This is a genomic window from Vibrio cidicii, from assembly GCF_009665415.1.
GTDB classification, from domain to species: domain Bacteria; phylum Pseudomonadota; class Gammaproteobacteria; order Enterobacterales; family Vibrionaceae; genus Vibrio; species Vibrio cidicii.
Genome location: NZ_CP035921.1, coordinates 717959 through 743418 on the forward strand (window position 1 = coordinate 717959; position 25460 = coordinate 743418).

The 25460-nt window shown below is 49.6% G+C and carries 20 protein-coding genes; 2 read left to right on the forward strand and 18 right to left on the reverse strand.

The features are described 5' to 3' along the window. Nucleotides 1-6 precede the first annotated feature (6 nt). The 5 genes from EWA64_RS04245 to EWA64_RS04265 form a co-directional block, all read right to left on the reverse strand. On the reverse strand, nt 7-336 hold the full coding sequence (locus tag EWA64_RS04245; protein WP_061893358.1) for a YbaB/EbfC family nucleoid-associated protein: 330 nt from the start codon (nt 334-336) through the stop codon (nt 7-9). A gap of 75 nt (nt 337-411) precedes the next feature. Beyond that, nucleotides 412-2529, reverse strand: coding sequence for a DNA polymerase III subunit gamma/tau (dnaX, locus tag EWA64_RS04250; RefSeq protein WP_061893359.1), 2118 nt, complete (start codon nt 2527-2529; stop codon nt 412-414). Between the two features lie 8 nt (nt 2530-2537). Continuing rightward, nucleotides 2538-3083 (reverse strand): adenine phosphoribosyltransferase, encoded by a 546-nt coding sequence (apt, locus tag EWA64_RS04255; RefSeq protein WP_039430066.1) that lies wholly within the window; start codon nt 3081-3083, stop codon nt 2538-2540. Between the two features lie 163 nt (nt 3084-3246). After that, on the reverse strand, nt 3247-3654 hold the full coding sequence (locus EWA64_RS04260; protein WP_061893360.1) for a YbaN family protein: 408 nt from the start codon (nt 3652-3654) through the stop codon (nt 3247-3249). A 316-nt stretch (nt 3655-3970) separates the two neighbouring features. Continuing rightward, complete coding sequence (locus EWA64_RS04265) at nt 3971-5068, reverse strand: response regulator (RefSeq protein WP_039465445.1); 1098 nt, start codon at nt 5066-5068, stop codon at nt 3971-3973. 278 nt (nt 5069-5346) lie between these two features. Here EWA64_RS04265 and EWA64_RS04270 point away from each other — a divergent pair, with 278 nt between their 5' ends. Further along, nucleotides 5347-6234 carry a LysR family transcriptional regulator gene (locus EWA64_RS04270; RefSeq protein WP_061893361.1) on the forward strand — a complete coding sequence of 296 codons (888 nt, stop codon included), beginning with the start codon at nt 5347-5349 and terminating at the stop codon, nt 6232-6234. Nucleotides 6235-6287: 53 nt separating this feature from the next. Here the strand turns inward: EWA64_RS04270 and purF are convergent, their stop codons facing one another. The 10 genes from purF to fabB form a co-directional block, all read right to left on the reverse strand. Continuing rightward, nucleotides 6288-7802, reverse strand: coding sequence for an amidophosphoribosyltransferase (gene purF, locus EWA64_RS04275; RefSeq protein WP_061893362.1), 1515 nt, complete (start codon nt 7800-7802; stop codon nt 6288-6290). A 33-nt stretch (nt 7803-7835) separates the two neighbouring features. Beyond that, complete coding sequence (locus EWA64_RS04280) at nt 7836-8330, reverse strand: CvpA family protein (RefSeq protein WP_061893363.1); 495 nt, start codon at nt 8328-8330, stop codon at nt 7836-7838. A gap of 61 nt (nt 8331-8391) precedes the next feature. After that, nucleotides 8392-8943 (reverse strand): SPOR domain-containing protein, encoded by a 552-nt coding sequence (locus tag EWA64_RS04285; RefSeq protein ID WP_061893364.1) that lies wholly within the window; start codon nt 8941-8943, stop codon nt 8392-8394. Further along, nucleotides 8944-10206 (reverse strand): bifunctional tetrahydrofolate synthase/dihydrofolate synthase, encoded by a 1263-nt coding sequence (gene folC / locus EWA64_RS04290; protein WP_061893365.1) that lies wholly within the window; start codon nt 10204-10206, stop codon nt 8944-8946. It abuts the gene before it with no gap. A 44-nt stretch (nt 10207-10250) separates the two neighbouring features. Next, complete coding sequence (accD, locus tag EWA64_RS04295; protein ID WP_061893366.1) at nt 10251-11177, reverse strand: acetyl-CoA carboxylase, carboxyltransferase subunit beta; 927 nt, start codon at nt 11175-11177, stop codon at nt 10251-10253. Nucleotides 11178-11348: 171 nt separating this feature from the next. Next, nucleotides 11349-12146, reverse strand: a complete 798-nt coding sequence (gene truA / locus EWA64_RS04300; RefSeq protein WP_039430081.1) for a tRNA pseudouridine(38-40) synthase TruA — start codon at nt 12144-12146, stop codon at nt 11349-11351. Between the two features lie 104 nt (nt 12147-12250). Then, nucleotides 12251-17875 (reverse strand): FimV/HubP family polar landmark protein, encoded by a 5625-nt coding sequence (locus tag EWA64_RS04305; RefSeq protein ID WP_369435816.1) that lies wholly within the window; start codon nt 17873-17875, stop codon nt 12251-12253. A gap of 198 nt (nt 17876-18073) precedes the next feature. After that, nucleotides 18074-19087, reverse strand: coding sequence for an aspartate-semialdehyde dehydrogenase (locus EWA64_RS04310; RefSeq protein ID WP_061893368.1), 1014 nt, complete (start codon nt 19085-19087; stop codon nt 18074-18076). After that, nucleotides 19084-20217: a 4-phosphoerythronate dehydrogenase gene (locus tag EWA64_RS04315; RefSeq protein WP_061893430.1), complete on the reverse strand. Its 1134-nt coding sequence runs from the start codon at nt 20215-20217 to the stop codon at nt 19084-19086. The genes EWA64_RS04310 and EWA64_RS04315 overlap by 4 nt, the downstream gene beginning before the upstream one ends. Before the next feature lie 243 nt (nt 20218-20460). Continuing rightward, a complete protein-coding gene (fabB, locus tag EWA64_RS04320) occupies nt 20461-21672 on the reverse strand; it encodes a beta-ketoacyl-ACP synthase I (RefSeq protein ID WP_061893369.1) in 1212 nt (403 codons plus the stop codon). Nucleotides 21673-21801: 129 nt separating this feature from the next. Between fabB and mnmC the strand changes: the two genes are divergently transcribed. Next, nucleotides 21802-23820, forward strand: coding sequence for a bifunctional tRNA (5-methylaminomethyl-2-thiouridine)(34)-methyltransferase MnmC2/FAD-dependent 5-carboxymethylaminomethyl-2-thiouridine(34) oxidoreductase MnmC1 (mnmC, locus tag EWA64_RS04325; protein ID WP_061893370.1), 2019 nt, complete (start codon nt 21802-21804; stop codon nt 23818-23820). A gap of 88 nt (nt 23821-23908) precedes the next feature. On the opposite strand, the gene EWA64_RS04330 is transcribed toward mnmC, so the two are convergent. The 3 genes from EWA64_RS04330 to EWA64_RS04340 all read right to left on the reverse strand — a co-directional run bounded on the left by EWA64_RS04330 (nt 23909) and on the right by EWA64_RS04340 (nt 25354). Further along, nucleotides 23909-24433, reverse strand: coding sequence for an NADPH-dependent FMN reductase (locus EWA64_RS04330; protein WP_061893371.1), 525 nt, complete (start codon nt 24431-24433; stop codon nt 23909-23911). Nucleotides 24434-24545: 112 nt separating this feature from the next. Continuing rightward, nucleotides 24546-24809: a YfcL family protein gene (locus EWA64_RS04335; RefSeq protein WP_039430093.1), complete on the reverse strand. Its 264-nt coding sequence runs from the start codon at nt 24807-24809 to the stop codon at nt 24546-24548. Between the two features lie 14 nt (nt 24810-24823). Then, a complete protein-coding gene (locus tag EWA64_RS04340; RefSeq protein ID WP_061893372.1) occupies nt 24824-25354 on the reverse strand; it encodes an elongation factor P hydroxylase in 531 nt (176 codons plus the stop codon). Between the last annotated feature and the right edge of the window lie 106 nt (nt 25355-25460).

Consider the following 25460-nt stretch of genomic DNA (forward strand, 5'->3'; position numbering starts at 1 on the left):
TGTCGATTAGAAAGGCATTTTCATGCCTGGTGGTAGTTGCATACCGCCAGTGATGCTTGCCATCTTCTCTTTTTGCGTTTCTTCAACACGGCGCGCCGCATCATTGAACGCTGCGGCAATCAAATCCTCCAGCATCTCTTTGTCGTCTTCCATCAAGCTTTCGTCGATGTCAACACGGCGCACGCTGTGGCTACCAGTGATGGTGATTTTAACCAGACCCGCGCCTGATTCACCCACCACTTCCATATTTGCGATTTCTTCTTGAAGCTTTTGCATGCGATCTTGCATTTGCTGGGCCTGCTTCATTAGGTTGCCCATACCGCCTTTACCAAACATGTTTATCTCTCTGGTTGAATGAGGTGTTCACAATGGATGGGGTCGAGAAAGCGATATTTCAACCCCGGGAATATTTTAGACAGGTCGAACACTGTCTCTGTCCAGTTCCGCGCTAAATCGGCGCAAAATAAACTGCACGTTGGGATCTTCTTCTAGGCTGGTAAAAGCCTGCTGTAATTTCTGCTGATAGAGACGCTCACGCAGCTCCAAAGGTGTTTCACCTTGTTCGCCAATCTCGACCGAAAGATGACACTCTTCTCCCAGCACTCGATTGAGTGCGTGCAGCAGTTCGTTTTGCGCCTTGTCGGTGTTCAAGTGTTGCTGATGCGGCCGTAGCGTCAAGGCGATGGTCGAGCCCTCTTTTTGGTAAACAGAATTGAGAGCAAGCTGCTCGACCAGTTTTGCCGTCTCCAATCGAGTAATAAGGCGCGCCCATTCACTTTGTTCAAGGGATTGTGCAATCAGCTTTTCCGCCATCTCTGGCGTTTTTTCATGCTCAAGAGCACGTTTGATTTCACTTGGCGTCAGCTCTTTCTGTTTTGGTTGCTGCGGTGTGAGGGTTGGACGCCACTGATAAGGCTCGTTATCCGCCTCCACCACCGTTTCTATGGCCGCAGCTTTGCTTGGCGACATCGACATCGTGCCGGCGTTTTTCTGCGCGACACGATCTAACACCGACTCTTTACTCGCCGATGCCGCGTTAGGCTTTTTTGCCCCACCACTTTGTTGTAAGCCTTTGCGCTGCGATCTCAACTGATGGCGCAGCCCTGTAGCAGGAGTTGGTGCTGGAGATTCAGCAGCAGGCGTTGGCATTTCGCGCATGTCGGGGTGGTAAGGCGCCTCGTAGTGCTCTGGCGGCCTATCATCCGTTGGAACGTCATCCATATAGTGCGCGGGCACATCATACTGCGCTGGCGGCTGTTGCATCGGCGGTGCAGACGCTAAAGGGCGTGATGGCTCTGGCTGTACATTGGCCCGACCCGTTACCTGTGCATGTTGACTGACTGGTGCGCCAGTCGATGCGGGTGCTTGAGTTTGCTCTACAGGCGCAGGAGCGGGCGAAGAAACCGGTGTGCTCTCACTTGAAACCAAATTTATCTGCGCCGCTGTTGCCGGGCGAAATGCCATCATACGCAACACGATCATTTCCATACAGATGCGGCCGTTTGGCGCAAGCGGCAAGTCTTGCCGCCCTTTCAAGCTAATCTGATAAAAAAGCTGCACGTCTTGCGGCGACAAACTGCGGCTCAACAGCTCGATTTTTTCCGCATCGGGCTGGCTTTTATCGAGCGTAGACGGTAATAGCTGATACATACCGACACGGTGTAACTGCGTCGCTAACTGCTGAAGTAGGCCGTCCCACTCAACGCCGTTTTGCGCCAGATACGCCACTTTTTCCATCGCGACTTGCGGCTGCTTGCTGCTGATGGCTTCCAGCAGATGAATGGCTTGGTCAGTATCGATGGTGCCGAGCATATGGCTGACAACGTCAGTGAGGATGTTGCCATTACCGAGCGCAATCGCTTGATCAGTTAAGCTCAGCGCATCACGCATACTGCCATCGGCAGCATGGGAAATCATGCCAAGTGCACGCGCTTCTGCCGTCACTTGCTCTTTGGCGAGGATCACATCCAACTGTTGGTGAATTGCATCAACGCTGATCGGTTTGAGGTGAAACTGCAAACAACGTGACAAAATTGTCACTGGCAGTTTTTGTGGATCGGTGGTCGCGAGTAAGAACTTCACATACTCCGGCGGCTCTTCCAGCGTTTTTAACAGCGCATTGAAAGAGTGACGCGAGAGCATGTGAACTTCGTCGATAAGATAGACTTTGAATCGACCACGTGCTGGTTTGTATTGCACGTTATCCAGCAGTTCACGAGTATCTTCCACCTTAGTGCGAGAAGCGGCATCAATCTCCAGCAGATCGACAAAACGGCCTTGGTCAATCTCCTGACAAGTCGCACACTGGCCGCAAGGCTGTGAGGTAATCCCCGTTTCGCAGTTCAATCCTTTGGCAAACAGTCGACCAATCGTGGTTTTACCTACCCCGCGAGTCCCGCTAAAAAGGTAAGCGTGATGCAGACGATTGTGGGCAAGTGCATTTTCCAATGCGGTCAAAACATGACTCTGCCCAACCACTTCCTTGAACTGACGCGGACGCCACTTTCGCGCTAAAGCTAAATAACTCATTGACTTAATTAGTGTCCTTCGAATTCGCAGATGCTGTAAACGTTAAGACCTAGACCTTCTAGACGTTTATCACCACCAATCTCTGGCAAGTTGATCACAAAAGCAGCGTGTTCGACCACACCACCTAGTTGGCGGATAAGTTTCGTCGTTGCTTCAATGGTACCGCCAGTGGCCAGAAGGTCATCAACCACCAAAACTTTATCGCCCGCGCTGATCGCATCAACGTGAATTTCCAGCGTATCAACGCCATACTCGAGCTCATAGGATTGAGCCAGTGTCGCGCGCGGCAGTTTACCCGGCTTACGCACAGGGACAAAACCGACGCCCAGTTGCAACGCAAGTGGCGCACCAAACAGGAAACCACGTGCTTCTGTGCCAACCACTTTGGTAAAGCCCATCTCTTTGTATTTGTCGACCAGCAGTTGAATGGTCGCTTGGTAGGCCGCGGCGTCTTCCAGCAGACTGGTCACGTCGCGAAAGAGAATCCCCGGCTTTGGGTAATCCTGAATGCTTTTTATACTGGCTTTGATCTGTGAAATTGTGTTGGTAGTCATAATATCGATTTACTTAGATTGGCTCACCGCCCTCTATTGTTATCACGCTATTATGAGGGCAAGGAACGGGTGGTTCTTGTCGTTATAGGGCTGACATCGAAAGTCCATAACGCTAAAAAAACAAACGCCCACTCGAAGAGCGGGCACACTTTTCTTCCCAATTCTAGTCACTTTCCCTGCACTCATCAACCGAACCAATCACAGGGAGACGTACAAAAATGCTAAGCAAAACGATTAACCCGCACATCAGCGCAATTTTCAGCCAGAGAAACGGGGCGAACCAAATGGAAAAGGCAAAACTGATAAGGATAAATAGCGCACCACGTTTTTTCACCTGTGGAGTCACGGCTCGGTGTTGCTGCCAGTTGGTCAATATCGGGCCAAACGTTTTGTGGCTATGTAACCAATGATGGAATCGTGGACTAGAACGCAGAAAACAAGCGCTGGCTAACAAGATGAACGGAGTAGTAGGTAAAAGCGGTAAGACAAGGCCTGCAATGCCTAGGCATAAACTGAGCCCACCAACGATATTAAGCAGAAAGCGGCGAATACGAATGATGGACTCCAGTATTTAAAAACCAGCGTAACCGTTAAAAACACGTAGCCAGGTTAGGGTTGCAGGTAGGGTTGGAATTAAAAGCACCGCGATAAAACCAAGGAAATAAAAAAGGTTGTACGGCTCTTTGAAGTCTTCGTTTGCCATGATGTCACACTCTTCACTAGATAACTTTACTTACGCGCATTTTAGTTAACCAAAGGTTACCAAAGTGGCTTATTATTGTTGCGCGGCAACTATACAGCAAAGGCAGCCGACCAAACACAGACAAAAAGTAAGGTTAAACGACAAACGTGACAGACACCATCACGTTTGTCATTCTGATAAAGAGTTAGTTTTTGCGCATCATCGTCAGACTGAAACTGGATGTTCCCAAACAGCCCAGCGTTAATTGCCCAGCACCATGAATCGCCAAGTCCCGAGTGATAAAGTTCGCTAAGCAGCCATGACCCAGCTTCTTGCCTGCCGAAATATGCTGTTTGCTGTATCCGTTTGACCATACGCTATCTAGCCCTGCGGGGAGCAGAGAAACGGTGCCATCAGTCAGGTCAGCGATACCAAACAGAGCATTGATGGGTTCGGCGCACTCAGAATAGCGGATGCCTTTTTCAAGAACATCAGCAATGTCTTTCAGATCAGCGTTAAAGCTTTTTAGATGGCGCAGGTAGTCATCAAACAGAGCACGTATTAGCAAGGTACTGGCAGCACCGCCCTGCTCTACCGATGAGGAATCGACCAAGTAAAATGCAAACTGCCCACTCATCAGCCAACGATAATCAAAAATGAGCGGCATCATATCGGCAGATTGCAACAGCTTATAAGAACATTTCCAATCACCCAGCGAGGTGTCTCTCTCCGGCAACAAAGCATGAAGCAAGTCTTTTGCCGCGCTGGGATTGTCTTGCAAATAACTCAGATGCCAATGCAGCTCTTGTTCATCCGGCAGTTGCCCACCGTCATCAACACGAAACCACTGACTGGAAAAATCTCGTTGATCGGCAATATGATGAAAAGAATCTTCCAAGGTATTTTCAATGGCTTGGGCCAGATGGCTATAATTACCAATCGGTTTGGGCAGAAAATCTTTGATGCCATAGCGAAGCGCTTTGGCCACATCCGACATTTCTTCGGTCGCAGACACGACAATAAGAGGCAGTGATGGGTATTCCAAACTCACTTCCTCTACAAATTCAATGCCATCTAACACTGGCATGGACAGGTCACAAAGGATCACGTCCGGATCGTGCTCACGCAGCAGTTGCAGCGCTTGCAATCCATTTTCCGACTCAACAACCTTGTACCCTAACCCAGCCAAATACGCACTGGTGATACGACGGAAGATGGGATCATCGTCAACAAGCATGATCTGTGTTGACGTTGCTGCTTCCCTTGCCGAGGCCGTTGCCGTTTGACTGTGAGTCTTGTACATATGCTTCACCTCACGCACTCAGTCAAAGTAGTTAACGATTTTTTATTATTGTTTTAGGTCAGTAAGCAATGCGATTTCGCTCCCTGCGAACATCCCAATTGCGTTGTTTAAAAGTTAGCTGTTAAAGGTGATTTATACAAATGTTCCACACTATATCAGCACTTCCTACTAGATGTATGGCTAAACCTAAACAGTGCGACATGTTGACATGAAGCAAGCTTTGATTGCAAAGTTAGCGCTAAATTAGGCCTCTTTGGTAAATCGATGTGTCAGGAAATATGAAACTAGATGATCTAAACCTATTTCGATTAGTAGTCGAAAATGGGAGCTATACCGCAACTTCGCGCAAGACCATGATTCCCGTGGCGACCATTACCCGACGCATTCAAGCCCTGGAAGACTCCGTAAATTTACGCTTGCTCAATCGACATGCGCGTAAACTGTCTCTCACTGAAGCAGGGGAGCGATTCTTCCATGAATGCTCACCGCTACTGCAACGGCTCACGAGCGCAGCGGAAGAGATCACCGATGAATGCCGCGGAGCATCAGGGAAGATCAAAATCTCAACCCCATACAATCTGACTAAACGCATGATGATGCCGATGCTAAACGGCTTCATGCACAAATATCCCGACATCAATATTGAACTGACGACCGAAAGTAATGCCGACCAGCTTGACCCAACCGAGTGGGATGTCATTTTTCGCGTCGGGCCACAACGTGACTCCAGTTTGATTGCGCGCAAAATCGGCGAAGTCAAAGACATTTTAGTCGCCAGCCCAGCGTATCTGAGTAACCATCCAGCTCCGACTCATGCTGAAGATCTACACTACCACTCGCTGTTAAAAGGCCACCCTTTAATGAAATGGTCGCTAAGCAATAGTAAAGGCGAAACGGTGATTAACGTCGACAGAGGACGTTTCCAAGCCAATGCGCTCAATGTGGTGCGCAGCGCTTGTTCTGAAGGTCTGGGTATTACGTTGATGCCGGATGTAATGATCCGTGAATATATCGCCAATGGCAGCTTGGTGCGCATCCTGCCCGATTGGAGCGCAAACCCACGCGACATTTACATGCTATACAATCACAAAGATCATCTGCCAGAAAAAGTGCGTCTTTTTATTGATTACGTAATCGCCTACGACCTGCACGAATACCAACACTAAAAACAAAAACCAGAGCTGCGGCTCTGGTTTTTCATTGTGTACGACGTTGAACGTTACGCTTCTTCGTTGTGCAGCTCTAGGTTTGCTAGGTCCTGCTGAATCTCTCGTTCCAATTTTGCATCATCGTTGCGCAGTGAGTCGAGAAAATCCAGATACTGTTGATCGATGTCCCCCGTCACATATTCACCATTAAATACGGACGTATCGAATTGGCTAATGTCTGGGTTGCCCATACCAACGGCGTCCACCAAATCTTCCAATTTCTGGAAAATCAACGCATCGGCACCAATCAACTTACAGATGGTTTCATTATCACGTCCGTGCGCAATCAATTCGTTCGCACTCGGCATATCGATGCCATAGACGTTCGGGAAACGCACTTCTGGCGCAGCGGATACGATATATACTTTCTTTGCGCCGGAATCACGCGCCATTTCGATAATCTGCTCAGAGGTGGTGCCACGCACGATAGAGTCATCAACCAGCAACACGTTTTTATCTTTAAACTCAGAACGAATGGCATTGAGTTTACGGCGTACCGATTTCTTGCGCAGTTGCTGACCAGGCATGATGAAAGTACGGCCAACGTAGCGATTCTTCACAAAACCTTGGCGGTACGGAATATCAATCGCTTGGGCAATTTGCAGAGCGATGTCGCAGGACGTCTCTGGAATAGGGATCACCACATCAATATCGAGATCGGCATACTCTTCTTTGATGCGTTCGCCAAGTTTTTTACCCATCTCAACGCGCGCACTGTAAACCGAAATCTTATCGATAAAAGAGTCCGGACGGGCAAAGTAAACAAATTCGAAAATACATGGATTGAGTTTCGGGTTATCGGCGCACTGTTTCGAGAACAGTTGTCCATCAAAGGTGACATAAATAGCTTCACCGGGAGCCACATCACGCAGGAAGTCAAATCCGACCGCATCAAGCGCAACCGATTCAGAAGCCACCATGTATTCCGTCTGGCCATTTTCTTCACGCTTACCCAAGCAAAGTGGTCGAATGCCATGCGGGTCACGAAAAGCCACCATTCCGTGGCCAATAATCATCGCCGTCACCGCATAAGCACCGCGGATAGTACGATGAACATTAGTGATGGCGCGGAAAACATCCTCTGCCGTTACATTGCCTTTGACGGTATCAATTTCGTGTGCAAGCACATTGAGCAGAACTTCGGAATCCGAGGTGGTGTTGATGTGGCGACGGTCTTTTTCAAACAGTTTTTGACGAACTTCATGGGCATTAGTCAAATTGCCATTGTGCGCCAAACAAATACCAAAAGGAGAGTTTACGTAAAATGGCTGAGCTTCCGAGGCACTAGAACTGCCTGCTGTCGGATAGCGTACATGGCCGATACCAACGTTTCCTTGTAGACGCTGCATGTGTTTCGCTTCAAAAACATCTTTCACCAGGCCGTTTGCTTTACGCAGACGAAAACGATTGCTTTCTATGGTACAAATACCCGCGGCATCTTGGCCACGATGCTGTAACACTGTTAACGCGTCATAAATTGACTGGTTTACAGGGGTTGTGCCCACGATTCCAACAATACCACACATGTCCTAATCCTCGATTTGCGACAGTTGCTGGCACTATTTGAGAGTGCCAGACAAAAAACTTGATGTTGCTTGTAAATGCTCGAAGAAGGGAGCGATGATGCGGCTGAATTCGGGAACCAACTGCGAACTCTTCCACCACTCCGAGCTTGGGAATGCAGTAAACGCATCCATAAAAAACAGCACCGCAGAGACGATCAATACTCCACGTAAACCACCAAAAACCACACCGAGAATCCGGTCGGTACCTGACAGCCCTGTTTTTTGTACCAGTTGAGCAATCACATAATTGACGACTGCACCAACGACTAAGGTTGCGACAAACAGTGCCGCTATCGCAGCTCCGTTGCGAAACATGTCGTCTTCGATGTTGGTAAAATACACCGCAAGTTTGGCGTAGTAGTTACTGGAGATAAAAAAGGCTCCAAACCAAATCACCAACGACAATGCCTCTTTGGCAAAACCGCGAACTAAACTGATCAGAGCTGAGAATCCGATCACCCCTAAAATGACAAAATCTAACCAATTCATTTTTTCTTCATCTTAAGTTGGCGCGCATTTTAACAGAAAAAATGCCGACGCAAACGTTTTCTTATGGGTTTAGTGGTCTAAATTTGAGCAACTGACCTTTCGAACCGGTAATTTTTTCCAATTCTAGGATCTGTCGCTCCAGTTTACTTTTTGAAACGTCTGGACCGATGACAACGCGGGTAAAACCGTTTTCTTGGATGGTGTGTGCTTGATAACCACGCTTTTGCAGATCCTTCACCATGTTCTGAGCATTTTCGGCATTACGCAGCGCCATCAATTGAATAATCCAGCCGGAGTCCTGATAGCTATTTTTCTCATCAACCGATTGAACTGCAACGGTGACCTCCTCTTTGCTCGGCTTATCTTTAGCCGCGCCATCCTTTGACGTCACTGTGGTCACAACAGGTGACTCCGGCAACGCCATGGTGTCTTCGACTGGTTCAAGGATCTCAAAGTTTTCCACTTCGCTGTCGAGCTCTGGCTTAATCGGGATCGTGGCAAACTCTTCTCGGTAGTGCAGTTTTTCTCCATCCAACACATCCGGTAGGATAATCACCCCAACCGCCACCAAAATAATGGTTCCAACCAGCCGACTTTGAAACTTACTTGCCATTTAATTACCTTTTTGTTGCCAATACTCCAGCACTTCACCAACGGTATGAAACGACCCCACCACCAACACCATCTCTTCGCTGCTGACGTCATTCATTGCTTGCTCAAACGCTGCGACAGGCGTCTCGTACCCCACTGTTTCAGGCGGCAAATAGCCGAGCAGCTCGCGAGCATTAGCCGCTCTTGGTCCGGTCAATGACGCGGGATACCAATGCGTAGCGACGGGAGAAAGCGCAGCTAGCGTTGCGCGGATGTCTTTGTCATGCAGCATCGCAACCACCACACGGATGGTTTTATCAGGATAGTTCAACTGTAACTGGCGAGTTAGGTATTGTGCTGAGTGTGGATTATGCGCCACATCCATGAGCACCAACGGCGCTTGCTGCAACACTTGCATTCGTCCAGCTAAACGCGCATTTTTCAGGCCGTTGACAATATTGACATCACTGAGCTCTAAATTAGAGACTCCAAGTGCCATCAAGGCCGTTGCGGCATTGGGCAAAGGCAACCCAGGGACAGGGAGATCATCTAACGCAAACGCGCCATGTTGCCAGTTCCAACGTTCACCGTGCTGCTGATAATCAAATTGGATGCCAACCTGATAGAGCTCTGCGCCAATGTCGTCAGCGTGAGCTGCGACGGTGGCTGGCGGAGTCAGTTGACCGCAGATCGCAGGTTTGCCGCTACGAAAAATACCCGCTTTTTCATAGCCGATCACCGCAATGTCATCGCCTAACCAATCAACGTGATCCAAAGCCAAGCTAGTGATCACACATACATCGTGGTCCACCACATTGGTGGCATCGAGGCGGCCACCGAGGCCCACTTCGAGGAGAACCACATCCACTTGCTCGGTTTGAAATAGTCTCAGCGCCGCTAAGGTGCCGAATTCGAAAAAACTCAGGCTTATCTCACCACGCTGTTTTTCAATAAAGTCAAACGCTGCGCAGTGTTTATCATCTGCGAGATCCACGCCATTAATACGCACGCGCTCGTTGTAGCGAATCAGGTGGGGTGAGCTATACACGCCTACGGAGTACCCAGCATCTAACAGGATCGCTTCCATTAATGCACAGGTTGAACCCTTGCCGTTGGTTCCCGCAACAGTGATCACCGTTGAGGCTGGTTTGGTGAGTTGGGCCTTAGCAGCAACCGCTTGAACGCGATCGAGACCAAGGTCAATTGCTGAAGTATGAATATTTGCTAAATAATCAAGCCACACCGCCATTGGGGATGTGGCTTGAGGAATTGGGTTTTGCTTCATCTAACGTTAACCATCAAAGACTTGGTTGTTTGTTAGCAGCTACTTTACCCTTTTTCGTCCGCTTCTGGTACAGAATATGCGGCTTCATTTGGTGCATCGTGCACAGAAACCACCAGCGGCGACTTATGATTGGTCATTTTCGCAATCAAACCACCAACGCGCTGACGCATTTCACGGCGGTCAACAATCATATCGATCGCGCCATGCTCAAGCAGGAACTCGCTGCGTTGGAAACCTTCTGGCAAGTCTTCGCGCACGGTTTGTTCGATCACACGACGACCAGCAAAGCCGATCAGCGCTTTAGGTTCACCGATGTTAATGTCGCCCAACATGGCCAAACTTGCCGAAACTCCGCCCATGGTTGGATCCGTCATGACCGAAATAAACGGCAACCCTTTGGCCGATAGGCGTTCAAGTGCTGCACTGGTTTTTGCCATCTGCATCAGAGACATCAACGCCTCTTGCATACGCGCACCGCCACTGGCCGAGAAACAGACCAGAGCACAATTGTTTTCCATCGCTGCTTCAACTGCACGTACAAAACGCGCACCAACAACAGAGCCCATTGAACCGCCCATAAAGGAGAACTCAAACGCACAAGCGACCACTGGGATACCCAATAACTCGCCTTTCATCGCCACCAATGCATCTTTCTCGCCGCTGCTCTTCTGAGCCGCCGCAATACGCTCTTTGTAACGCTTAGAATCTTTAAACTTCAGTTTATCTTGTGGCTCTAGCTCTGTGCCTAGCTCCACTCGTTCACCCTCATCCAAAAACGTTTCTAGACGACGACGTGCTTTCATACGCATGTGATGATTACACTTGGGGCAAACTTCAAGATTACGTTCTAGCTCTGCATGGTACAGAACTTGTTCACATGACGTACATTTGGTCCAAACACCTTCTGGAATCGATGCTTTACGTGAACTTACAATGTTGCTTTTCTCTAAAATCTTTTCAAGCCAACTCATGGAAGACCTTTTCTATCAACGCTCCCGCTCCATAGCGAAAGACAAAAATTCGGAATTACGCGTGGGGATTAAACCACATATAAAGACAACTGTAGATAAAAAACTGGTTGTACCTATTTTTCTACAACATGTTACCTGCTAAACGACGCATTTTTTTGAATGCGAGTCTCACTATAAGTTCAAATTATCTGGCAAAAATAGCGGACCGATCGGCTCACGAGGCAATTCAAATGCCTGTGGATAATCAACATCCACCAGATATAAGCCTTCAGCCTTGGCTGTGGGTCCAGCTAGTTTGCGATCTTTGGCTTCGAGCAGCCATTGAATCCACTCGGGCGATTGTTCGCCACGCCCAACCATAATTAGGCTTCCGGTAATGTTGCGCACCATATGGTGGACAAATGCATTCGCTTTGATATCAATCACGATATAGTGCCCATGGCGCGTAACATTTAAGTGCATTAAGTTACGAAACGGACTATGCGATTGGCAATGCACTGCTCGAAACGAGGTAAAGTCGTTCTCACCGAGCAGATATTGTCCAGCCAAATGCATTTTTTTCTCATCAAGTTCACCATGATAGTGGCTGACACCACGCCCAAGAATAGCGGGTCGCAATGCATGGTTATAAATGATGTAGCGATAGCGACGCGCAGTGGCAGAAAAACGGGCATGGAATTCATCTGGTACTTCTTTCGCCCAGCGCACCGCAATATCTCCCGGCAGATTCGCATTGGTTCCCATCATCCAAGCAACCATCTTGCGGCTTACATCGGTATCAAAGTGCACAACTTGCCCAGTACCGTGGACACCTGCATCGGTGCGCCCAGCACATTGAACTTCAACAGGATGGTTCGCGACCTTGGAAAGCGCACTTTCGAGCTTTTCCTGTACGCTCTTTACTTCACGCTGTCTCTGCCAGCCAAAGTAGTCACTGCCGTTGTATTCGATGCCTAATGCAATTCTCATGTTAACCTTCGATTTGATTCTGGGGCGGGAAGTATAAACGCTTGGAAAAAGAATTTCTAACCACGAAAGGCAAGGGCAGCCTGCGCTGCCCTTGTTTCAACCGGTTAACGGCCGTTAATTTTGTCGATGAGCTGTTTCGCTTCACGACGTACCGCATCATCGCCGTACACTATCGCTTCTTCGAGTAACTTAACCGCACCACTCTCATCGTTCATTTCGATGTAGATCTTGGCCAAATCGAGTTTACCCGCCGCTTCCGCATTCTCATCCACATCAATGTCGCTAATATCGCCAATCACATCTGGAAACTCATCCAATCCTACATCCAGCTTGAGATCCGGGTCGTCTAACTCAACCCCATCGCCATCCACTTGTGCCATTAACTCATCAATGGTCATAAACTGATGGTTTTTGGGATCAAAATCGTCCTGCTCGGCCCAGTTTTCGTCGTCAATCGTCGGCTGTTGCAGTGCCTCTTCAGAGCTCCAGATTTCTCGTTCATCTTCTGGCATCTCTTCCGTAGCGCCAAGCGTCGGCTCCTCTGGCAGCTTAAAGCCATCCCAGTCTTCACCAACGGCCAGCATTGCTTCAAGATCCATTCCCGCACTGGCAACCGTATCGCCATCGAGCTCACCTGCGAAGAAGTCATCCTCAAACGGCTCTTCAGAAAGCAAGTTAGCCATAGCGGCTTCATCAAATTGTTGCAGTACTTCATCTTCGGCGAGATTAAAATCCGCCTCCTGAGCAAATACATCATATAACGCATTTTGCTCTTCGTAAGAGGAAGCGCTGCCGTGGGCTGACTGACCAAGCGGCATGTCACCCTCGCTTGCAAACGAAGGCAGTTCGAGATCATTAAACGGGAAATCTTGTTCATCCTGCTCAGACGGCTCCAGCTCTTCACCGAGTTCACTCGCAACCGAGCTAATCGCGTCTTCTTCGCCAAACTCCGGCAAATCGAGATCATCAATGACGAAATCATCATCTTCTGGCTCAGGTAAATCGTCGAGCTCAAAGGACGGTTCATCGGCGACCGCCTCAAGCGCTTCTTCTTCACCAAACTGTGGCAGTTCGATCTCTTCTGCATCTTCGCTTGGCAAATTCTCGGGGTCTAACGACGGCTCTGTTTCGATCTGGGCTAGGATGTCTTCTTCGCCGAGCTCTGGCAAATCAAGATCATCGAGCTCCAGTGCCTCTTCTTCACCAAACTCGGGCAGGTCTAAATCGTCCAGCTCCAGCGCTTGGTCTTCGATAACATCAGACTGTGCCTCTGGCTCTTCGGCCATCGCCGCCAGCGCGTCTTCTTCACCAAACTCGGGCAGATCTAAATCGTCCAGCTCCAGCGCTTGGTCTTCGATGAGCTCAGACTGCGCCTCTGGCTCTTCGGCCATCGCCGCCAGGGCCTCTTCTTCACCAAACTCAGGCAGGTCTAGATCGTCCAGATCCAGCGCTTGGTCTTCGATGAGATCAGACTGCGCCTCTGGCTCTTCGGCCATCTCCGCCAGCGCGTCTTCTTCACCAAACTCAGGCAGGTCTAGATCGTCTAGCTCCAGCGCTTGGTCTTCGATAACATCAGACTCCGCCTCTGGCTCTTCAGCCATCGCCGCCAGTGCGTCTTCTTCGCCGAACTCGGGCAGCTCTAAATCGTCTAGCTCCAGCGCTTGGTCTTCGATGACATCAGACTGCGCCTCTGGCTCTTCGGCCATCGCCGCCAGCGTGTCTTCTTCACCAAACTCGGGCAGATCTAAATCGTCCAGCTCCAGCGCTTGCTCTTCGATGAGATCAGACTGCGCCTCTGGCTCTTCGGCCATCGCCGCCAGCGCGTCTTCTTCACCAAACTCGGGCAGCTCTAAATCGTCCAGCTCCAGCGCTTCATCTTCAATGAGATCAGACTGCGCCTCTGGCTCTTCGGCCATCGCCGCCAGCGCCTCTTCTTCACCAAACTCAGGCAGGTCTAGATCGTCCAGATCCAGCGCTTGGTCTTCGATGAGATCAGACTGCGCCTCTGGCTCTTCGGCCATCTCCGCCAGCGCGTCTTCTTCGCCAAACTCGGGCAGCTCTAAATCGTCCAGCTCCAGCGCTTGGTCTTCAATGACATCAGACTCCGTCTCTGGCTCTTCAGCCATCGCCGCCAGTGCGTCTTCTTCGCCAAACTCAGGCAGGTCTAAATCGTCTAGCTCCAGCGCTTGGTCTTCGGTGAGCTCAGACTGCGACTCTGGCTCTTCGGCCTCACCAAACTCATTTAACTCAAGCTCGTTCAGCCCAATCGCATCAGCGCCTAATGAAGCTTCTGACTCTTGCTCAGCTTCGTTCTCACTGGCTGTCCGTGCATCTTCTTCATCAAATTCTGGTAAATCGGCATCATCCAGCACTTCATCATCATGCGAGGCGGGAGCAAGGGCTTCCTCGTCTTGAAGCGCTGCATTCTCTTCATTCGCAAAAGCGTCTTCATCAGCGAAAGCGGCTAGCGATTCCTCTTGCTGCCTTGGCATCTCAGGCTCAATTTGCCCAAAGCTGTCTAACTCGCTTTCAGCGTCGGCCCAATCTTCTTCCTGCGGCGTACCAAACTCATTGGCAACCGTATTGGGTGTTGGCGTAAATTGAGGGGCTTCATCCGCAGCAGGTTGCTCTTCCTGTACCTTGCTATCTGACGCTGTCTGCTCAGGATCGCTTTCGTCACTCGATGGCTCAGCCTGCAAAACCTCATCTAATGTATTATCGACTGGAACGTTTTCGTCCGCTTGAGTGAGTTCTTCGTCAGTATCCGCGCTCAACTCTTCATCAATCTGAGTATCTTGTGCTTCTTCATCACTCGGTTGCGCGTCAAAAGCAGGCTCTTCATCCGCTTTTGCTGGCGACTCAGGTTGCTCAACGTCGTCAATCGCCGCTTGTAGCCAATCTTCGTCGAGCTCGTCATCAAGCAGTTCAGACTCTTGCTGCGAGGCCGCTTCCGTCAACTCATCAGAGGTATCAGATGCTGGCAGTTCTTCTACTGGCTCCTCAGATGCAACGCGTGGCTGCTCGACTTCATCGATTGCCGCTTGTAACCAGTCGTCATCGTCGTCAGACTCTTGATCTTCTTGCCATTTGTCATCTTCTGCCAGTACTTGTTGTTCAAGTTCTGGCTCTAATGAGGGCTGATCGAAAAGCACCTCTTGTTCAAATTCATCCGCAAGGTCTTGTTCGGGCTCATGTTGATCGCTGTGCGGCGTTTCGTCGCGACTTGGGCTTTCTTCAACTTCGCCACTCTCCCAAGCCTGATCATCAGCATCCGTCACTTCATCAAATGACACCTCATCAGGCAGCACATCCAAAAGCGGGTCCATCAGTGGAGCAACATCCGCCAAGTCGTCAATAAAATCTTGGCTATTGAACTCTTTGTCTAACGACGCAATATCATCGGTATTCGTTTCATCTGGCGAGGTTTGCTCCAATGGTTCATCGGACAAATCCGTCTCTGGGATATTTTGTGGCTCTTGTTGCGACTCTTGCGTCAAGGCTTGCTGGCGTTCTTCTTCGACAGCGTCTTGCTTGTCGGCGCTCAGTTCAACCACCTCATCCGACGCGTCCAAAGCCGATTCAAGCTCTTGGGCAAAATCGAACTCACTTACGTCCGACTCAGACAATAGGTCATTGTCAGGCTGCGTTTCATCCAAGCCGATCAGCTCATCAAAAAGCGCTTCATCGGAATCCTCTACACTCTCTTCAGGTGATGAAGACTGTGCTTCATCATCAAGCAGAGATGTATCACTTGTCTCATCCAGCTCCGCGTCAAGTAGCTCATCGAGCAAATCGATACTGTCTTCATCCAGCTCAGGAACCGGATCAACTTCACCAAAAGAAGCCAATTCATCAAGTTCACTCAGCGGGTCAAACTCTTCCTCTTCACTCTCTTCTGCAAGATCGAGCATTTCATCCAACAGCTCGGTGCCATCTGGCTCAAAGCTCGTTTGTGTCTCGTCAAGGCCAGCAAGCTGCTCTAGCTCATCCAACGCATCGAAACTGCTGTTATCTTCTTCCAGCATTTCATCTAGCAGTGCGGTAGAGGCGTCATCGTCATCGCTTTCACTGAGGCCAGACAACGCCTCTAGTTCGTCAAAAACATCGTCCGCCGATGCTGTTTCTTTCTTTTCCTCAAACTGAGCAAAGAGATTTTCCACATCTTCATCTGATGCCATTCCAGCAGCAAAGGCATCCTCCGGCAGCTTGGTGGCACTCGGTTCATCATCTTCCAGCTGATCAAGATCAAGATCGAGATCGAACTCATCGCTATCATCTTCCTCATCCATGCTGGCAAACAAATCATCCAGCATGGATTGATCGAGGGCAGCATCGCCGAGCTCTTCACTTGGCTCGTCCGCCGCCAGCAACTCAGCAAAGTCATCTTCCGACATGGCCAAATTATCATCGGAGAGATCGAAACTATCACTTTCTTCGTCGTCGCTGATTTCGAGATCGGGCAAAGCGTCATCCAAGGCGCGTTCCATCTCTTGTAAGCCCAGTGCTTTATCTGAACCTTTGACACTGATGCCATTGGCTGAAGGTTCAAACTCGTCAAAATCGGTATCGAGGTCACCATCATCTCCAATGCTGGCAAACGGATCCTCGCCGTCTTCCCCTTCCAGATTGAAGTCGAGCTCGTCGTCATCCAGGTTGCCAAAAACATCGTCTTCGTTATCTGTGGCATCATCAAACAGTTTATCGGCATCCTCTTCAGTTTCACTGAAGAGATCATCATCCAGCCCCAGCTCATCAGAAAGCTCGTCTAGCTCATCATCAGCAACGGGCGGTGGCGTCAGTGGCGCTTGTTTACTTTCGACTTCCGGTTCTGGTGCTGACTCTTTACGACGACCAAGCAGCATGACGATCAGTAAGCCGATGAGCGCTCCCGGAATCAAGGCTGCCGCCGCAACCAACCAACCGTTTGATAAGAAGTTATCCAGCGCAGAAGGCTGTTTCTTTTGCTGCTCTGCCAGTTTTTCACGCTCTTCCGCTAGCAGTTTTTCCACTTCTGAACGGATGCGGTTTTCGTCACCAAGTTCCGACTTAAGACCATCCACTTCCGATTGCACTTGGGCTAGCATCAAGCGTAAGTTGTGATTTTTCTCTTCTAACGCGGTCAACTCGCTTTCTGAGCTTTCTAGCTGTTTTTCCAGTGTTTTGACTTGCGGCGGCTCGGTCTGTGTGACGACCGCTGTTTGCGGCTGGATAGCTTCTGGCGAGGCAGGTGTCACTGGTACGCTTTGCGGCGCAACCGTTGGGCGAACAGGCGCTGGCTGCACTGCCACAGGCGCGCGTAGTTTGTCCTGATGCGCCTTCATGATGGTAACGGCTTGTTCTGTGGTCGCACTTCGTACTTGTTCTAAAGACGGGATACGCAGATTACTGCCAGGAATCAAACTGTGGATATTTTGGTTTTCAAACGCCTGCGGATTTAAACGGTAGATGGCTAAAAGGGTTTGCTGTACCGAGACGTTGTTGGCTGGTCTTAGTCTGCTGGCCACAGACCAGAGCGTTTCGTTCTCTGTCGTTGGACCGTAAAATGTCGAAGGTTGGTTGCTGCTTGGCAGGGGGGCATTAGCGCGCTCAACCTGCTCGGAAAAACTGGGCGATGATTGCACTTCCCCAGTCGGACCTACCAGTCGAATGCCGTCCGCTTGGGATACTGATGTCGGTAGCGCGGTCATTAGCAGCAAAGGGGCTAACAGGCGCTGGAAAATTTGACGCATAGAAGGCTCAGCTATGTGCTTTGGAATTATTTAAAATCATGATCTGTTAAATATATCGGATAACCATGGCAAAACTATAGGGAATAAGCCAAAAAATGTGGGGCTCACATGATATTCGTACTAATCTCACACAATTTTTTTTAAATCGAACAAAAAAGCCTCGCGCAAGACGAGGCTTTATCATTATTGGGACAACGATTAGTAGTAATCGCGAATCAGCAGTTCTGCAATTTGCACGGCGTTGGTCGCCGCCCCTTTGCGTACGTTATCTGCCACGATCCACAAGTTAACACCACTGTGATGGCTGATGTCGTTGCGAATGCGACCGACCATCACATGATCTTTACCACCAGCATCACGCACTTGGGTAGGGAACTCTTCTCCGTGGAACACTTCTACCCCATCGGTTTGTTCGAGCAATTGAACCACTTCCTCGGCAGCAATTGGTGAACGCGTTTCAATATGCACGGCTTCAGCATGGCCGTAGAACACCGGTACCCGCACGCAAGTTGGATTCACCGTAATCGATGCATCATTAAAGATTTTTTGCGTTTCCCACACCATTTTCATCTCTTCTTTGGTGTAGCCGTTATCCATAAATTGGTCGATTTGTGGAATACAGTTAAAGGCAATTTGCTGGGAGAACTGTTTGTTTTCCGCCGGAATGCCGTTGAGCAACTTCGCCGTTTGGCCAGCTAACTCATCAATTCCTGCTTTTCCTGCGCCAGAGACAGATTGGTAAGTGCAGACGTTAATACGTTCAATGCCGACCGCATCGTAAATCGGCTTTAACGCCACCAGCATCTGGATGGTCGAACAGTTTGGGTTAGCAATGATGTTGCGGTTACGAAACTCGCTAATCGCTTCTGGGTTAACTTCTGGCACAACCAGCGGAATGTCGTATTCGTAACGGAAGTGCGAGGTGTTATCAATCACCACCACACCGGCTTCTGCGGCAATTGGTGCCCACTTGGCCGACAAATCGCCACCGGCAGAGAACAAGCCAATGTGGGCTTGTGACCAGTCAAACTCTTCGACATTTTGTACGTAAATTGTTTTACCGTTGAAACGGTAAGTCTTACCTTCACTGCGTTCGCTGGCGAGCAAGTAAAGCTCTCCAACAGGGAATTTACGCTCTTGCAGCACTTCCAGAATGGTTTCACCGACCGCGCCGGTCGCCCCTAAAATGGCAACATTGTATTGTTGGCTCATTGACTTACCTCAACTTGAAAACCTAATTTTGCCAGTGGTTTTAGGCGGCATTGCGCACTACCCACCAGCGTGATGGCGCTGTATTCCCGACGATCCCAATACTCTTTACGCATCAGATCAAACGCACCCGGTGCGGCGATTTCACGTCGGAACAGCGCGTCATCTTTGCGCACATCGTAGACCAGTTGCGTGAGAGTATGCAGCGTTGCTTCATCCCATTTCCGATCCAGTACCACTTTTGGCACTGGCGCTTTTGGCAACAAATCCGTCGCGTGTGCGCGCAATTCTTGACCGAGGAACTCACAATAGCTGTTGAAGATCATCGTCGTTCCACGTGCTTTCCCCTCTAAACCGTATCCGGCAACATGAGGGGTGGCGAATGCTAACAGAGGCAGCAGTTCCATATCAACCTCTGGCTCATACTCGAACACATCCAGCGCCGCGGTAAAACCGTCTTGTTGTTGCAAACGGCGCTTAAGCGCTTGATTATCGACCACAGGACCACGTGCGGCGTTAATCAAAATTTGATCCGCACGCAATGAGTTTAGAATTTCTTCGTTGATCAGGTGATGGGTTGGATATTTACCGTCGCGTGTAATTGGCGTGTGTAAGGTGATGACATCGGCTTCTTGCAACAAACGGTCAAGCGAAGTGAACTCCCGTTCATCTCCCGCTTCTTGCTTATAGGGATCGTTAATTAAGACTTTAATACCAATACCAGTCAGGCATTGCTGTAAGTAGCTACCCACTTGCCCGGCACCAATAATGCCCACAGTCTGCTCAAAGACAGAAAAGCCTTGCTGCTGCGCAAGCACCATCATCACACTAAAGACGTATTCAGCGACACCAACCTTGTTACACCCTGGGGCGGCAGTAAAAAAAATGCCCTTTTCTTGCAACAGCGTTTGGTCTACGTGATCCATCCCCGCGGTTGCAGTACCGACAAATTTGAGTTTGTTCGCTTTGCTGATTAGTTCAGCATTCACTTTCGTCACTGAACGAATCATCAGTGCATCAATATCCACCAAGTCATCGGCAGTCAAACTGCGGCCCGGTTTCAAAATCACTTCACCAAGCTGGCTAAATAGCGCTTTGGCATAAGGCATGTTTTCATCAACAAGAATTTTCATGGTGGCAAATCCCAGATCCATATTGGAAAGTTGCTGTGATTGTGCCCTTTTTGCTAAAAATCTCAACACATTCACAAGCAAACAAAAAGAAAAAACCCGGCAGTTAGCCGGGTAAAATTCCAGAACAAAAGGATCCCGTCCCGCTCTCCATGGGACAGAGTCTGCGTCTGTTCGATCAGTGGTACTGATCAAGCTCTGGAAACTGGTAACCGTGCTGCGATGCAACACGGCTGAGCTTTGCCATTAACCTTGGTATTTTTTAATCACCAAAGTCGCATTGGTACCACCGAAACCAAAGCTGTTCGACATCACTGTATTCAATTCTGCTTCACGCATTTCAGTCACAATATCAAGGCCTTCAGCCGCAGCGTCTAGGTTTTCGATATTGATGCTTGGTGCGATAAAGTTGTGGTGCAACATCAAGGTTGAATAGATCGCTTCATGCACACCTGCTGCGCCAAGTGCATGGCCGGTCATGGCTTTAGTCGCTGAAATCGCCGGGCTGTTGGCCGAGAAAATCTCTTGAATCGCACCAAGCTCTTTGACATCGCCCACTGGCGTTGAAGTGCCGTGGGTATTGATGTAATCGATGCGATCCACATCTTGCATCGCCATCTTCATACAACGCACTGCGCCTTCACCGGATGGGGCCACCATGTCGTAACCATCAGAAGTCGCGCCGTAACCGACGATCTCGCCGTAAATTTTCGCGCCACGTGCTAGGGCGTGTTCCAGCTCTTCGACAACCAACATGCCGCCACCACCAGAGATAACGAAGCCATCGCGGTCCGCATCGTAAGTACGAGACGCTTTATCTGGCGTTTCGTTGTACTTGGTCGAAAGTGCGCCCATCGCATCGAACATCATGGTTAATGTCCAATCAAGCTCTTCACCACCACCTGCAAACACGATATCTTGTTTGCCAAGTTGGATAAGCTCTGCAGCGTGGCCAATACAGTGTGCTGAAGTCGCACAGGCTGAACTCATGGTGTAGTTCACACCGCGAATCTTAAATGGGGTCGCCAAACACGCTGAAACCGTGGAAGACATAGTACGTGGCACCATGTAAGGACCAATACGCTTCACGCCTTTTTCGCGCAGAGTGTCAACCGCGATCGCTTGGTTAAGTGACGATGCACCACCAGAACCAGCAACGATACCTGTACGGTCGTTAGAAACTTGCTCTTCTGTCAGGCCTGCATCCGCAATCGCCTGCTCCATAGAAAGATAAGCATAAGCTGCCGCGTCACCCATAAAGCGCATCTGTTTGCGATCAATATGGTCAGCAGGGTTAATTTTCAGATCACCCCAAACTTGGGAACGCAAGCCTTTCTCTTTAAACTGCTCAGACGCAGTGATACCAGATTGACCTGCCTTTAACGACGCCAAAACTTCTTCGACGTTGTTACCGATACTTGAAACAATACCCATACCGGTGATTACGACTCGTTTCATGTGACATTCCTATAATTCAAAATCCGCTAGATAATAACCAAGAAGCTTAACAAAAGTGGTCAGCTTTCCCAGAAATTCGTACAATCCCTGCATCCTAACCGCGCCAAATCACACAATGACAGTAAATTTATGACCATCATTACCAATGCCCAACTGGGATGGAACGAAGTTGGTACGCCAGTTTCCGACCAATTCGACGATGTCTACTTCTCCAACGTCAATGGCCTTGAAGAAACGCGCTATGTGTTTCTCCAGCAAAACCTTATCCCACAAAGATGGCAGGAATTTGACCAAAGACGTTTCGTGATTGGAGAAACCGGTTTTGGTACTGGGCTCAATTTTCTCGCAGTTTGGCAGTATTTTAGCCAGTTTCGCCAAGCCAATCCTGACGCGGCCCTCAAAGAGCTGCACTTTATCAGCTTTGAGAAATACCCACTGAGCAAAGCCGATTTAATCAAAGCCCATCAAGCATGGCCTGAACTGGCGGAGTTTGCCGAAAAACTACATCGCCACTACCCGATTGCGGTGCCGGAATGTCATCGCATCATTTTAGACGACGGTGCGGTGACACTGGATCTGTGGCTTGGCGACATTAAAGAGTGCATGCCGCTGGTACCGCACGCAGAAAGCGGCCTGATTGACACATGGTTTCTCGATGGGTTTGCCCCGAGCAAAAACCCAGAAATGTGGAATCAAACCTTGTTTAACAACATGGCGAAACTCGCCAAGCAAGATTGCCGCGTGGCGACGTTTACCTCAGCTGGCTTTGTACGTCGTGGCCTTATCGAAGCTGGCTTCGCGATGAAAAAGGTCAAAGGTTTTGGCACCAAACGCGAAATGATTGCGGGCGCCTTGGAAGCAAAAAAACCACACACCAGCCATTTGCCTTGGTTTGAGCGCGTTGGCGCAAGTCAAACGGGCGACATTGCCATCATCGGCGGCGGTATCGCCAGCGCCACACTGGCCAAAGCACTGGTTCAGCGCGGGCAAAAGGTGACTTTATATTGCCAAGAGGCGCAAGCAGCCGAAGGCGCTTCGGGCAATCGTCAAGGTGCCGTCTATCCGCTACTTAACGGCTCACACACTGGCGTGTCACGCGTGTTTGCCCCCGCGTTTCTTTTCGCTCGTCAGTTTATTGAACAAGCCGCAGAGCAAATCTGTTTTGACCACGATTGGTGTGGCGTTACTCAACTGATGTGGGATGACAAGAGCAAAAAGAAACTGGCTAACATGCTGGAGGGAAATTTTGACCCGCAGTTGGTAAGCACACTTTCGCCCGAGCAAACCGCACAGACTATCGGTTTGCCAATCGACATGGCGTCAGTGCACTATCCACTTGGCGGTTGGTTATGCCCAGCGCAGCTGACCCAAGGTTTGATTGCACAGTTGCAACAAAACTCGCTCTTCACTGCCCATTTCAACCAACATATTGAGTCGCTAAGCTGGCTTGAGAGCCGTCAGGTTTGGCAACTTGGCAGCCATGCTGAACAATTTGAGCACGCGGTCGTGGTCGTTGCCAATGGTCACCAATTCCAAACCTTTACTCAAACAGCGGATCTGCCGCTTGGCCAAGTAAAAGGTCAGGTGAGCCACGTCCCGACAACTGACGATCTGCGCCAACTCCATTCGGTGCTGTGTTATGACGGCTATTTAACCCCGCACAACCCCACTAACCAAGAACACTGTATTGGCGCAAGCTACGATCGGTTACAGCTCGATACTCAATTTGACCCAATCGCGCAAAAAGAGAATGGCGAAAGGCTGGTCAAGTGTGTTCCCAACCAAGCTTGGCCGCAACAAGTGGATACCTCGGGCAACTCATCACGCCAAGGCATTCGCTGCGTGAGCCGGGATCATCTGCCTTTTGTCGGCAATGTCGGCGATTTACAAGAGATCAAAGCGCAATATCAGGATCTGCAAGGAAAAGAGGATGCGGAGGTCACGCCAATCCACCATTACCCGAATCTCTTTTGTCTGCTCGGGCTTGGTTCACGCGGCCTAAGCTCTGCGCCACTGATGGCTGAGGTGCTGGCATCACAAATCTGCGGCGACCCTATCCCGTTGCCAACGGATGTACTTGAAAGTCTGCACCCAAGCCGCATGTGGGTGCGCAAGCTTCGCAAAGGCAAAGCTATCACTGAGCTTTAATTAATTAGCTTTAAATACTTAGCTTTAAATACAAAAAATGCCTCGTATGAAACGAGGCACTTTTTTAGGCTATTAGATTTCTAGGCGATCAGCGCAGCGCTTGTACCGCTTGCTTGACTTTCTCTGCCCACTCCGCGTTTTTGAACTCGCCGGTGCTGACATCAAAGTTGTCGTAAAAATTGGGCACGGAAAGCGAGGCTTTAACCTGCGCGCCAAAATACGGCGCCGAACCAATGGCCGCAGCCAGTACGCTTTGCGCACCGCCCGCACCGGGCGAAGTCGCTAAGTAAACGACAGGCTTGTTCTGAAATACTGAACGATCGATACGTGTTGCCCAATCAAACAAATTCTTATAAGCCGCAGGGTAGTAACCATTGTGCTCTGCATACGAGACAACGATAGCGTCTGCTTGCGACAAATCACGCAGAAAAGCCTGCGCCCCTTCTGCTTGGCCAATCTCTTTCTCTTTGTCTTCACTAAACATGGGCACGTTGTAGTTGTTGATGTCGAGTACAGTAATCTCTGCACCTTCCACTTGCTGCGCGGCGTAGGTGGCGAGTTGTTTGTTGATTGAGGTCGAGCTGGTTGAAGCGGCAAAAGCGACAATTTTCATGGTTGTAATCCTTGTTCCCGTTATGTGTGAAACATCATATAAGTGGGACAATGTGGCTACAACCACAAAAATTTTACGGAAAGGTTCGAATGATTCGAATAAAAGTTGAGCGCTAGATGTTCGCTTGCAGCGCTTGCCACAAGTCACTTACGATCACACGATCCGCTGGTGTCAATTCGCTGCGTGCGTCATCCAAACTCTGTTGAATGCGCTTTTTTAGTTCAGCAAGGTCGTCAATACCCTCATCTTCGCAAGAAGCGGCTGAAAGGGAGATGTGACCACGGAGATAACCACCAGCAAACAGTTCGTCGTCTGACGCGCTTTCAATACGCGCATCAATCAGTTCCAGTAGCTTTTCTTCAAATTCAATAATCATGGCAATCTCTTGGGTTATTTAACGATAAAATCGGTCGCTTCCAGCGGCTTGATGGCATAAAACGCGCGTAGAGCGTCAGAAAGCATCTTAACGCGCACAGGCAATCCTGCTTGCAAAATGGCCATCACCTGCGCGTGCACTTTGTGCATAAAACCAAGCCTGTCTGGCTCGAAATCGCCGTGTAGATTGTCACAACTGACATTAAAAGGGAAGCCAGCACTGAGCGCCAGAATCCACTCGTAGGCTTGCGGGCGCACTTCCACTTGCTCAAATGCCGCCTGCACTTCGGCGGTCCGTCCATCCGGTTCATACCAGTAGCCAAAGTCTTCCAACAAACGACGTTCTGGCCCGGCGACGCACCAATGCGCGATCTCATGCAAAGCAGAAGCATAAAAGCCACGGGCGAAAATGATGCGGTGGTAGGGAATTTGGCTATCAGCGGGTAAATAGATTGGCTCATCGCCGCCCAGCTCCAGCTTAGTATTGTAGTCAGCAAAAAAAGTCTGGTTAAAAATCTCAATCAGATCTTGATAGTTGTGAGTCATACTCTGCTCTCATCCCCCGGTTTATAAGCGCGGCATTGTCGCTTTTTTTACTCAGCAGGTAAACCGTTGGCGTTATTAGTTGTGCTTATTTGAAGCGTCGCTTTCC